The following is an 11,574-nucleotide window of genomic DNA, read 5'->3' on the forward strand; positions in this document are numbered from 1 at the left end:
GGGTCGGGGCCCGTGGCGGGCCGGGTCTCGGGCGTCGTGGGCGGCGGGGTCAGGTGGCCAGGGAGCGGAGGTCGACCGTGTCGTCGGGATCGTCCCACAGCAGCACCAACCGGTCTTCCCCCGGCGGGTCCTGGGCGGCGGCCGCCCGGCGCACTTCGCGTACGCGGGCGGGCAGTTCGAACACCGCGGGCGCCCCCGGCCCGGCGTCGGGGGCGAGCAGCGCGGGGAGTCCGCCGGCCGGGGCGCCGCCGCCGCGCCGCCACACCGCCACGGGTACCCCGCCCTCCAGGAGGGCGTCCAGCAGGGCGTCCGTACGGTGGCCGGAGACGTGCCCGAGGACGCAGCCGGGTGCGGGCCGGGCCCCCAGCCGCATGCCGAGGGCGTCGGTGACGTCCGCGTCCTCGACCAGCCGTACGGCCTCGGGGTGGCGGCCGTCCCGGACGTGCAGCCAGCGCCATTTGGCCAGCCATTCGGCGCGGGTGTCCTCGCGTTCCTGCGGGCAGCGCACCACCACCTCGCAGACCGTGCCGAGCGGGCGGGTCCGGCGGGCGGGTCCGCGGGGGACGGGCCACTGGTCGAAGTCCGTCTCCAGCAGTTCGTAGGGGACGTGGAACTCGACCCGCCCGATGCCCCCGTACGGCTGCCCGGGTCCGGGCGCGCCCTCGGCGAGGCGGCGTACGAGTTCGGCGCGCACGGCGTCCAGGCGTACGGGGCTGCCCTCCGACTCCCACACGTGGCGGGTCCGTTCGCCGCGCAGCCACATCCGGGCCAGCAGGCCGTCCCCGCCGCCGGGCGGGGACTCCAGGCGCACGTGCAGGGTGGTCCGGCGGGCGGGGGCGGGCGGCGGGCGCAGGACGGGCAGGCCGAGCCGGTCGCGGGTGGCGCGTACCCAGCGGGCGAGGGCCTCGGCCCAGTCGGGGTCCTCCGGTCCGCCGCCGGGACCGCCGCCGGGGCGGGCGGTCCGGTCGGCGAGGAAGTGCACGAAGGGCACGGCGAGCGGCATCCCGCTCCGGCCGCCCTGCCGTTCGTCGAGGTCGGCGACCACGTCGAGGAGGGTGTCGGCGGGCAGCCCGCCGTCGACGGGGGTGGTGCAGCCGGCGGCCTTGAAGGCCCAGGCGTAGGCCTCGTAGGCGCAGCGCGGCAGGTCGCGGCCCTCGAAGAGCGCGCCGAGGCCGTCCCATCCGGCCTGGTCGAGGCGGGGGGCGCCGGGCAGGGACGGTCCGGGCGGTCCGTCGCCCGGAAAGTCGAGGAAGGAGTTGGCGTCCCAGTCGCGGTCGACGAGGAACTGCGGCAGCTGCCAGCCCTCGCCGCGGTCGCGCAGTCCCCGGAAGGCACGGTGGATGCTGCGGGCCGCGTCGGGCAGGACGGCGGCGCCCTCCGCCACGGACCGTTCGCCGAGCTCGCCGAGCAGGGCCTCGGTGAAGCGGCCCGCGCCGCGTTCGGCGTCGTTCTGCGCGGCCTCGCCCTCCCGGGAGGCGTACAGCCGGAACTGGCGCCGGCCGGGGACGGTGTGGCCGCCGCCGTAGTCGGCGCTGCCGAAGTTCCAGCGGCTGTCGCGGGGCGCGTCGACGCGACAGGCGTCGACCAGTGCGGCCTGGAGGGGGAACCTGCGGTGGGCGACCAGGTCGGTGCGCCACCAGCGCAGCGCGGAGTCGAGGTTGAGGTGGCGGATCTGGCCGGGGCGGGCGTCGGCGCAGGGCAGCATCAGCTCCCGGTCGCGTCCGAGGTAGCCGTGCCCGGCCCAGAAGATCCACAGGAAGTCCCCGTCGCAGGCGGGGAGTTCGTCGAGGAGGGCGGTGCGGGCGTTGGCCTCGGTCGCGGGCCGGTGGGCGGTCCGCAGCGCGGCCAGGCCCTCGGACGCGGACCAGTCCAGGGTGTCGGGGTCGTCGAGCGGGGACAGCAGCAGCCGGACGTTCGCGGCGGGCACCTGGCCGGGCCCGGTCAGCCACCGGGCGAAGCGCAGGGCGTCGCGGGCGGGGCCGCGCAGGTTCCAGTGGTGGCTGATCTCGTACCGCTCGACGCCCGCGACGAGCGCGAAGGTGCGCCGGGGGTCCACGTCGGGGTGCGGCCGGCCGAGGGCCGTCACCCGATCCCCGCTTCGTTCACCGCCCGTTCGATGCGCTCGTAGAGGGACCGCTGTTTCCAGTAGGCGCTGTGGCTGGCGGGGAAGGGCTGGCGGCTGACGGTCTCGTGGTCGGTGACGCGGGGGTCGCCGGGGAAGACGGGTCCGGCGAGGTAGGAGAGCACGTCCTGGCGGTCGTACACGTTGAGCCAGCGCGGGAAGCCGTACGGGAGCCGGCCGCCGGGGGCGAGGGCGGTGAGGGCGCCGAGTTCGTGGAGGTACGGGGCCTGCGAGCCGACGGTGACGAGCAGTTCGGCGCCGGGTACGGGGGTGCCGTCGGCGGCGGCCAGCGCGAGCAGGTCCACCAGGGCGACGCCGCCGAGGCTGTGGCCGATCAGTACGGTCGGGCCCGGCCGGGCGGTGATCCGCTCGTGCAGGTACGCGCGCAGGCCGGCGCCCCTGGCCTGGTAGCGCAGGATGTCGCCCAGGGCGGGGGCGGCGCCGGTGGTGAGGGAGCCCCGCCAGGCGTTGAGCAGGGGCTGGGTGGTGACCCGCAGGGCGAGCCGGCCGAGGACGGCGGCGGCGCGGGCCCCGGGGACGCGGGCGCCGCCGCCGAGGCGGGTGGTGAGGAGCTCGACGAGCCGGTCCCGTTCGGCGGCGGTGCAGTCGGCGTCGGCCCCGGCCGCGGCGAGGGCCCCGGCGGTGACGGCCCGGCCGAGGGCGGTGGCCAGCTCGCGGGCCTGCGGTTCGGCGGTGGCCCGGGCGGCCGCGCGGGCCGCTTCGGCGGAGCCGGCGGCGGCTTCCAGGGCGGGCCGGAACCCGGCGGCGAGGCCGGTCCCGTCCAGCAGGGCGCGCAGCTCGTCGGGGCCGTCGCCGGGGCCCCGGGAGGTTTCGGCGAGCCGGTGCAGCAGCTCCGTCACGCCTTCCCCGGCGGGACGTAAGCCGGGCATCGCGAACGGGTCGCCGCCTTCGCCCTCCCCGGCCCAGCCGGCCTCGGCGAGGACCCGCAGCTCGCACAGCGGGTCGGCCAGCAGCAGCCCCCACTCGGCGGCCTCGTCGCCCCCGTCGGGCCCTTCCGGCGCCCCGGGTACGGAGCGTGCGCCGGCGCCCGGCTCCGCGCCGAACCGCTCGCCCCAGAAGCAGGATTCGGCCTCCGCACCGGGGAACCGCTCCCCGAGCCGCTCCCGCACCAGCCCGAACAGCGCGTCGTGCCGCTCCCGCCGCACCCCCGTACCGTGAACGAACAGAAACCGCATGACCGCACCGCCCCCTCGTCGCTCTCCCCCGCGGGCACGATAGCGCCGGGCACGCGACCCGGCCCACGGAACGCCCGCTTCGGCCACCCGCCGCGCCTGTCCGGCCGCACTTCGGGGCACACTTGACGGCCGGGCCGTGTGCGTCGGGCACGGGGCCGGGGGACTCGACGGAGTGGGTGGGTGGATCTCAACTCGGTGGTCATCGCGGTGGCGGGGGTCGCGGGAACGCTGGGAGCGTCGCTGCTGACCCAGCGGGGCTCGGAGCGGGCGAAGCGGCGGGAGCTGGAACTCGTCCGGACGCAGGAGGAGGTTCGCGAGAGCCGCTCGCTCCGGCGCACCTGTTACGCCGAACTCAACCGGGAGTCGCGGCAGTTCACCACCGCCCTCAGCCACCACCTGCACGTCATGCGGGAGCGCGCCGTGCAGGACGCCGACCGGGAGGCGCTCGACGCGGCGAAGAGCGCGCACCGCGACCGCTATGCGGAGGCGCAGATGATCGCCCCGGACGCGGTGCTCGTGACGGCGGGTGCCGTCAACCACGCCCTGAACGGGGTCTACGGCCAGGTCAAACGACTGGAACGGGACGCCCCCGGGCCGGGCGAGACGATGGAGACGGCAGCCGCCGCCCAGTTCGCGGTGTGGGAGACCCTGAAGGCGATGCGCACCGCCATGCGCCACGACCTCGGTGTCTCGGACGACGGCTGACGACTGACGACTGACGGCCCTCGAACGGCGGGCTCAGATCTTGCGGGCGAAGATCAGGCCGTCCGCGACGGGGAGGAGGAGCGACTCGACGCGGTCGTCGGCGCGGACGTGGGCGTTGAACGCGCGGACGGCCCGGCCGTGGCCCTGTGCCTCCGGGTCGGCCGCGTCGCCGCCGAAGAGCGCGTTGTCGGCGAGGAGCAGGCCGCCCTGCCGTACGCGGGGCACCAGTTCCTCCCAGTAGTCCCGGTAGCCGTCCTTGTTCGCGTCCAGGAAGACCAGGTCGACGACCGGTTCGGCCGGCAGGGCGCGGAGGGTCTCCAGGGCGGGCGCGAGCCTCAGCTCGATCCGGTCGGCGAGCCCGGCCTCCTTCCAGGCCTCCTGCGCGATCTCCGTCCACTCCGCCGACACGTCGCAGGTCAGGACCTGCCCGCCGGGGAGCAGGCCGGCGGCGAGGGCGAGGGTGGAGTAGCCGGTGAAGGTGCCGACCTCCACGATCCGGCGGGCTCCGGTCAGCTTCGCGAGGAGGGTGAGGAGGACGCCCTGCTCGTGCGGGATCTGCATCACGGCCCGGTCCCCGAGGGCGCGGGTGCGCTCGACGAGCCGCCGCTGGACCTCGCTCTGCGGTTCGGCCTGGGCGAGCAGGTACGCGTACACCTCGGGGGTGAGGGGGACGGTCTTCACTTCATCGGGCTTCAGGTTCACGGCGTACGTCCTCTCGGGGCCGTTCGGGCGGGGCGGGCTGTGCGGGCAGGGGTTTGCCGAGGGGGTCGCGCGGGATCCGCTCCACGAGGCGCACCAGGCGGGGTTCGGCGCCGAGGCCGCGGGCGGCCGCCCGTACGCCGTCCGCCGTCAGGGGGCCGCCGCCGGCGACGAGCACGTCGTACGCCTCCCCGTGCGGCGGGCCGGCGGGACCTGGGACGCGTACGCAGGCCACGTCCGCGCCGGGGAGCGCGGCGCGCAGCCGGGCGGCGACGGCTCCCAGGTCGCGCCGGACCCCGTTGATCCGCACCAGCTGGGCGCGGCGGCCGAGGCGCAGGAACAGCCGGTCGCCGAGGCGGCGGACCACGTCGTCCATCTCGTGCCGGTCGGGCCGGCTGCCGTCGGGGAGGGCGGACAGCCGCGGTCCCGTCACGGTGAGCGGGCCCTCCCCTCCGGTGCGGGGCGCGGCGAAGGCGACGTCGTCGAGGAGGGTCCAGGGCCCGGCCGGGTCCCAGCCGGTGCGGTGGGCGACGGAGCCGGTCTCGGTCGAGCCGAGCAGCTCGATGAGCACGGTACGGGCATCGGCTGCGAACCGGCGCGCCTCCGGCGGGAGTTCGGCGGATCCGTGCAGGAAGGTGAGCTGCTCGAAGGAGTCGGTCCAGCGGGGGTGTCGGGCCAGGGCCCGGAAGGCGGCCGGGATGGCGACGACGGCGATCCGGCGGGCCCGGACGGCGGGCGGCGGGCAGTCCCCGGCGGGCCAGAACCACACGGGCAGCCCGGTCACGGCGGGCAGCAGCACGGTCGCGGCGGCCCCGTAGGCGTACCGGGGCGGGGCGAAGCTGACGATGGCCTCGGGCGCGTACGGGGCGAGCAGGCGGGCGGTCTGCTCGGCGTCGGCGCGCAGCCGGGCCCCGGTGAAGATCCGCCGCACGGGGCCGCCGGTGGCCGCGTCGGACGCCTGGAACTCGTACGCCCGGCCGTCGAGCCCCTCCCGCGTCCGGGCGGCTTCGGCGGGCGGCAGCCGGTCCCACGGCAGGTGCCACGGCCCCGGCGGCCCGTCGGCGGCGGTGGCGCCGATGCCGGGACGCTCCCAGGGGGCGTCGAGGGGCAGTGCGGGGTACGGCGGTTCGAGGGGCATGCGCGCGTCTCCCCCTGTGCGTTCGGGCGGCTACCGGGACGGGGGCGGACCGGTGCCCCGGGAGCCCTCAGGGGCACAACGACGCCACCCCCGGCCGGGACACGGCAGGAGGGAACCCTTCCGCCCCGCGGCCCGTTCGATCCCCCACAGGAGCACCGCAGGCCGTCGGCCCCGGGGCCCCACCGGGTGCGCCCGCGCCCGTGGGCGGACCTGGCAGACTCCGGTGACGGGTCCGCCGGATCCGGCGAAGCGGCTGATGGGGGATGGCGGCATGGGTGTCGTGGACCTGCTCGACCTCGGTGGGCTGAAGGTCCCGCGCGCGGGAGTGAGCCGGGTGGAGCTCAACCGGTCCTGGTCCGGCGGGGAGCTCCTCGAGGCGGTCCTGTTCCGGGACACGACCGCCACCCTGCAGCTCCAGGCCTACAGGACGTTCGGAGGGCCGGAGTGGGAGAGCGTCTGCACCCGGCTCGAAGCGGACGTACGCGCCCGTGGCGGCGAGGCCGAGCGGCGGACCGGGCCCGCGGGCGTCGAGCTCAGGGCGGTGGTGCCGGTCGTCAGCGACGTCCGCGGGCGGGACAGGGTGACGGTGCGGTTCATCGGACGCGACGGTCCGGGGTGGCTCCTGAGGGGCGTGGCGGGCGGAACGGTGGCGCAGCACGACAGTGGTGACGACTGGGCGTACCGGTGCTTCGAGGGCGTGGTGGTGGACCCCTCGTTCCACGGGGACGCGGCAGCCGTTTCCACCTCCCCCGCCGACTGGGCTCCGAGCGTGCCGCGCGGGGCGGGCCGGGCGATTCCGCTCAGGTTCCCCGACTGACCCGCGGTGTGAGGACGGACACGTTCCGGGCGGGAACCCGTGGGCGGACGGGGGCGTTGGGCGGGGGTGGCGATCTTCGGGAGCGGGGCATGACGGGCAGGGCCGTGCGGGTGTGTGTGCTGGCCGGGGTCTGTTGTGCGCTCGTGGTCGCCGGGGTGGGCTTCGCGGTGGGGCGGTTCGGGACCGTCGCCGTGGGGGACGCCGACCGCGGGAGCTACGTGCAGGGCGAGAAGGTGGGGGACGAGACCGCGGCGAAGGCCCTGGAGACCCTCGTCGAGGGCGGTGGGGAGCGGAGGGCCGCGGACGGGGCGGAGTGGAAGGCGTCCGAGCCGCTCGAAGCCGCGGACGTCGAGCCGGAGCCGGCCATCGGGGCGCTGTTCTCGCCCGGGATGGACTGGGACGACGAGCACCACTGTTCCGGGAGCGTGGTGCATTCCGCCGACGGGGACCTCGTCGTGACCGCCGCGCACTGCGTGTACGGCCGCGGGTTCCGGACCAATCTGGCGTTCGTGCCCGGGTACGCCGAGGGGAAGGCCCCGTTCGGGGTGTGGGTGCCGACGCGGATCGACGTGGACCCGCGGTGGGTGTCGTCGGCGGATCCGGATTACGACGTGGCGTTCATCCGGGTACGGCGACCGGGCCATCCCGGGCAGCGGCTGGAGGACGTCACGGGGGCGCACGCCGTCCGGTTCGGGCAGCAACTGCCTTCCCCCGCACGGCTGGTGGGCTACCCCAACGACGCCGAGCAGCCGTTGGGGTGCGCCAACACGGCCGTGGCCGCCGGGTCCACGCAGCTGCGGCTGGACTGCGCGGACGTGCCCAACGGGACCAGCGGCGGCCCCGTCCTGACCGCAGCCGGAACCCTGATCGGGGTGATAGGCGGCCGCGACGGTGGCGGGGACGAGGTGACCTCGTACAGCAGTTACTTCGGGGACGGGGTGCGCGAGCTCTACGAGCGGGCCGTCCGGGACTAGGCCGTCTCTTCCGGATCTAGCCTGACCCGCGCCGCCCGGCACCGCACCTCGCCGCGTTGGCGGAGCACCCGAGTACGTCCAGTACAAGGGCGCCCCGCCAACGCGCCGATGCACGGCACCGGACGACGCGGGCTCAACCGGCAAGATCCGAAAGAGACGGCCTAGACCGGCCCGTGGTGCGGCGGGTAGGACGCCGTGGTGCGGGGTGAGGTGGGCAGGCGCCACTTCGACAGGACGCGGAGCATCGTGCCCGGGGCGAGCAGGGCGTTCGGCGGGGTGGAGAGCGAGAGGACGCCGAAGAACGGGGCAGAGATGGCCGGGTCGGTGTTCGCGCCGGCCATGACGCGGGACATGTACGCCTGGAGGACGCGGGTCGCGCGGTCCGGCGGTGGGCCTTCGGTGCCCGGGTAGCGCAGGTCCTCGCTGGTGGCGATCTGCCAGGCGACGTTCGCCGCGGTGACGGTGTGCCGCTGGACGCGGCGCGCCTGTGCCGGGATCTGCGCGGTGCCGAGGCCCCTGATGGCGTCGCCGAGGGCCTGGGCGGTGATGGCGGCGACCGTCATGCCGTGCCCGTAGACCGGGTTGAAGCGGCAGGCCGCGTCGCCGACGACGAGGAGGCCCTCGGGCCAGCGGTCCATTCGCTCGTAATGGCGCCACTCGTTGGCGGTGGCCCGGAAGCCGGTGGGCGGGGCCAGCGGTTCGGCGTCGCGGATGGCGTCGTAGAGGGCGGGGCTGCGCAGGGTGCGGGCGAAGCCGAGGAACTCGGGGTCCTTGGTGGGCGGGGCGTGTTCGCCGTTGCCGATCAGGGTGACCAGCCAGCGGTCCCCCTCCAGCGGCACCAGCACTCCCCCGCGCGGGCTGTCCGGGCGGCCCTGTACGTACATCCCGTGCCAGCGGCGCTGCGGGTCGTCCAGCACGGCCTTGGGGATGGCGTACGGGCGGCTGGCGTAGCCGAGGTGGGAGTCGTAGCAGGTGACCGCCGGGGCGGGGTAGCCGAGGGCGGCCAGCCAGGCGGGGGCCTTGGAGGTGCGGCCGGTGGCGTCGACCACGAGCGCGGCGGCGAGCCGGCCGCCGTCGCGCAGGGTCACGCCGGTGACGGAGCGGCCGTCCGCCCCGCCGACGAGCCCGGTCGCGAGCCGGCCGCCGAGCATCCGGACCCGGCCGTCGCGCAGCACGGCGCGGCGCAGCGTCCAGTCGAGGAGTTCCCGGCTGCCGATCAGCACCCCGGCCCCCGGTACGGGCCGGAACCAGTCGGCGGGGCTCAGCCAGAGGAAGTCGCGGGGCGACTCCAGCAGGGAGGCGCCGGCCGCCAGCAGCTCGGCGGTGGTGCCGGGCAGCAGCTGCTCCATCAGCTCGACACCGCGCGCCCACAGCACGTGCGCGTGCCGGGACTGGGGCAGGCCGGGGCGGAACTCCGGCCCGTGCAGGGACAGTTCGTCCCGCTCGACGACGGTGACGCGGGCGAACCGGCCCGCCAGGACCCGTGCCGTCAGCAGCCCGGCCAGGCCGGCCCCGAGGACCACGGCGTGGTCCCCGGGGGATTCTGTGTGGTTGTCCGGAGTGTCGTCCATGGGACGAGTGTCCGGCCGCCGGGGCGGCCCGGGTCAGGCCCCGGCCGGGGCGGACGGTTGCGTGCCGGGGCGTGGCGGGGGCGCGGACGTTGCGGAGGGGGCGGCCGGGGGCGCGTGCGGGGGCAGCCGGAGGGGGTGTGCGACCCGGGCGCGGCCGGGCGGCCGGGGGCTACAGGGGCGGGTACGTGATGCCCGTGGACTTCTCCGAGGCGGCCCAGAGCCGCTCTCCGGCCATGTCGTCGAGGGTCCAGCCGGCCCGCCAGGAGCGTACGGGCGCCCCGCGCCAGCCGAGCCGGGGCCCGAAGAAGCCGTCCTGCGGGACCCCGGGCGCGGTGGCCGCGTACAGGGTGGGGAGGGCGCCGGAGGCGGCGGGCTGGGCGAGGACGGCGTTCCCGAGGGCCAGGACGCGCGAGAGCGGGCTGCGGCCCTCCAGGGCGGCGGCTCCGGCGTGGAGGTTGGTGGAGGCGTAGCCGGGGTGCGCGGCGGCGGCGGTGACCGGGGAGCCGGCGGCCGTGAGGCGGCGGGCCAGTTCGTGGGTGAAGAGCAGGTTGGCGGTCTTGGAGCGGCCGTAGGCCGTCCAGCGGCGGTAGTCGTGCTCCTCGCTCCCGAAGGGGCCCTCGGCGCCGGCCCGGCCGAGCACGTGGAAGCCGCTCGACACGGTGACGATCCGGGCTCCGGGGGCGGCCGCGAGCAGCCGCGGCAGCAGCAGGCCGGTCAGCGCGAAGTGCCCGAGGTGGTTGACGCCGAACTGGGTCTCGAACCCGTCGGCGGTCCGCCCGTACGGCAGGGCCATCACCCCGGCGTTGTTCACCAGCAGGTCGAGGGCGGGGTGGCGGCGGGTGAAGGCCCGCGCGAACTCCCGTACGGAGGACAGGTCGGCGAGGTCCAGCTCCAGGAACTCCGCCCGGGCGCCCGGCACTTCGCCCCGGAGCAGGTTCAGCGCGGCCCGGCCGCGGGCGGCGCTGCGGCAGGCCAGGACGACGGTGGCGCCGTGCCGGGCGAGTTCCCGCGCGGTGACGTGGCCGATGCCGCTGTTGGCGCCGGTGACGACGGCGGTGCGGCCGCTCTGGTCGGGTATGCGGGTGGCGTTCCAGCCGGTCACTGCAGCCTCCTCGGACGCGGCCGCCTCCTCGGGCCGTCGCGCGGCCCACCCTACTCAGGGGTACCCGCGGCCGACACCAGTACGTCCCCGGCCGCGACCCGGCTGTACAGGACGCTGCGGCCCGCCCGCCGGCGCAGCACCAGCCCCGCGGCGAGCAGCACCTTCAGCTGCCCGGCGACCGCCCCCAGGCTGTACCCGGTCAGCGCCACCAGCTGCGTCGTGGACTTCGGGCTCTCCAGCAGCACCAGCACCCGCGCCCTCACCGGCCCCAGCAGCCGTACGAGCGCCTGCGGCGCGGCCGGCCCGGGACCCGTCTGGGCGAGCTGGCCCGCGCAGGGGTACACGAGCGCGTGGCGGTGCGTACCGGTCCAGGCGACCCACCCGTGGGCGTGCGTCACGGGTACGAAGACCAGCCCGGCCTCCCCCGACAGTTCGCGCGGCCGCCGCTGCTGGAGGTTGACCCGCAGCCGCCCGCCGCCCAGCCAGGCCATGCCCGGCCGCATCCCCGACAGGGCCGCCGCCCAGCCCTCCCGGCCGAGCTGCGCGGTGCGCAGCAGCACGTCCGCCTCCGCGATCCGGCGGCGCCGCTCCCAGTCGGGGCGTACGGCCTCCTCCCAGACCCACTCCAGCAGTTCGGCCGTCCTGGGGCCGAGGCCGCGCGCCCGGTCGAGGCCCTCGGGGAGCCTGCCGGTGGCGGCGCGCAGGTCGGTGCGGACCACCGCGTCGGGGGCGGCGCGGACGGTGGCGAGCTCCTCGGCGAAGGCGCGGCCGTCGCGGTGGGCCGGCGGGGTCAGGTACCCGGCGATCCACAGCCGCCCGAGGGCGGCGCGCACCAGGGCGGCGGTGAGCGGCTCGGCGGCCAGGTGGGCCCGGTAGTGCGGGAGCCGGTCCGCGAGCCAGGTCCGCTCGGCGGGGTGGGCGGGGGTGCGGCGCTCCAGGGCCATGAGGGCGGCGGTGGTCTCGGCGAGGGGCGACACGACGAAGCGGCTGCGCGCGAGCGCGTCGGTGTCGATCCGCCACCATCCCACGGTGTGACGCCCCCTGCCGTGTCCGCGCCCCGGGGGTCCGGGGCTGCCGCCCCGATCATCCCCCGCCCCTGGCGGCGGGCCGCACGGGGGGGCGGTGCCGCCGCCGCTGCGCGGGGCGAGGGTCCCCTACCCGCCCTTCCACCGTTCCCCGGGCGCTGCCCGGACCCGCGCCTCAAACGCCGGCGGGGCTGATTCAGCCTCGCCGGCGTTTGAGGCGCGGGG

The 11,574-nt window shown here is 76.8% G+C and carries 10 protein-coding genes; 3 read left to right on the forward strand and 7 right to left on the reverse strand.

The features are described from left to right. Nucleotides 1-49: 49 nt before the first annotated feature. Complete coding sequence (locus tag ACIPW5_RS38505; protein WP_401255767.1) at nucleotides 50-2,086, reverse strand: hypothetical protein; 2,037 nt, start codon at nucleotides 2,084-2,086, stop codon at nucleotides 50-52. Next, nucleotides 2,083-3,318 carry a hypothetical protein gene (locus tag ACIPW5_RS38510; RefSeq protein WP_401255770.1) on the reverse strand — a complete coding sequence of 412 codons (1,236 nt, stop codon included), beginning with the start codon at nucleotides 3,316-3,318 and terminating at the stop codon, nucleotides 2,083-2,085. Before ACIPW5_RS38510 ends, ACIPW5_RS38505 begins: the two co-directional genes overlap by 4 nt. Nucleotides 3,319-3,498: 180 nt before the next feature. Between ACIPW5_RS38510 and ACIPW5_RS38515 the strand changes: the two genes are divergently transcribed. Further along, complete coding sequence (locus ACIPW5_RS38515) at nucleotides 3,499-4,023, forward strand: hypothetical protein (RefSeq protein WP_401255773.1); 525 nt, start codon at nucleotides 3,499-3,501, stop codon at nucleotides 4,021-4,023. 33 nt (nucleotides 4,024-4,056) lie between these two features. Here the strand turns inward: ACIPW5_RS38515 and ACIPW5_RS38520 are convergent, their stop codons facing one another. Both ACIPW5_RS38520 and ACIPW5_RS38525 read right to left on the reverse strand, forming a co-directional pair. Next, nucleotides 4,057-4,725 (reverse strand): O-methyltransferase, encoded by a 669-nt coding sequence (locus ACIPW5_RS38520; protein ID WP_401255775.1) that lies wholly within the window; start codon nucleotides 4,723-4,725, stop codon nucleotides 4,057-4,059. Then, nucleotides 4,706-5,860 carry a hypothetical protein gene (locus ACIPW5_RS38525; protein ID WP_401255778.1) on the reverse strand — a complete coding sequence of 385 codons (1,155 nt, stop codon included), beginning with the start codon at nucleotides 5,858-5,860 and terminating at the stop codon, nucleotides 4,706-4,708. The genes ACIPW5_RS38520 and ACIPW5_RS38525 overlap by 20 nt, the downstream gene beginning before the upstream one ends. A 271-nt stretch (nucleotides 5,861-6,131) precedes the next feature. On the opposite strand from ACIPW5_RS38525, the gene ACIPW5_RS38530 reads away from it, so the two are divergent. Next, a complete protein-coding gene (locus ACIPW5_RS38530; protein ID WP_401255781.1) occupies nucleotides 6,132-6,677 on the forward strand; it encodes a DUF3710 domain-containing protein in 546 nt (181 codons plus the stop codon). 89 nt (nucleotides 6,678-6,766) lie between these two features. Further along, the gene (locus ACIPW5_RS38535) at nucleotides 6,767-7,651 is read left to right on the forward strand and encodes a trypsin-like serine peptidase (protein WP_401255784.1); all 885 of its coding nucleotides are present in this window, start codon (nucleotides 6,767-6,769) and stop codon (nucleotides 7,649-7,651) included. A gap of 161 nt (nucleotides 7,652-7,812) precedes the next feature. Here ACIPW5_RS38535 and ACIPW5_RS38540 read toward each other — a convergent pair whose 3' ends face one another. The 3 genes from ACIPW5_RS38540 to ACIPW5_RS38550 all read right to left on the reverse strand — a co-directional run bounded on the left by ACIPW5_RS38540 (nucleotide 7,813) and on the right by ACIPW5_RS38550 (nucleotide 11,352). After that, nucleotides 7,813-9,222 carry an FAD-dependent oxidoreductase gene (locus tag ACIPW5_RS38540; RefSeq protein WP_401255786.1) on the reverse strand — a complete coding sequence of 470 codons (1,410 nt, stop codon included), beginning with the start codon at nucleotides 9,220-9,222 and terminating at the stop codon, nucleotides 7,813-7,815. A 169-nt stretch (nucleotides 9,223-9,391) separates the two neighbouring features. Continuing rightward, complete coding sequence (locus ACIPW5_RS38545; protein WP_401255789.1) at nucleotides 9,392-10,324, reverse strand: oxidoreductase; 933 nt, start codon at nucleotides 10,322-10,324, stop codon at nucleotides 9,392-9,394. Nucleotides 10,325-10,374: 50 nt separating this feature from the next. Next, complete coding sequence (locus ACIPW5_RS38550; protein WP_401255792.1) at nucleotides 10,375-11,352, reverse strand: transcriptional regulator; 978 nt, start codon at nucleotides 11,350-11,352, stop codon at nucleotides 10,375-10,377. Nucleotides 11,353-11,574 lie beyond the last annotated feature (222 nt).

It is taken from the genome of Streptomyces sp. NPDC090077 (assembly GCF_044747545.1).
GTDB lineage: Bacteria > Actinomycetota > Actinomycetes > Streptomycetales > Streptomycetaceae > Streptomyces.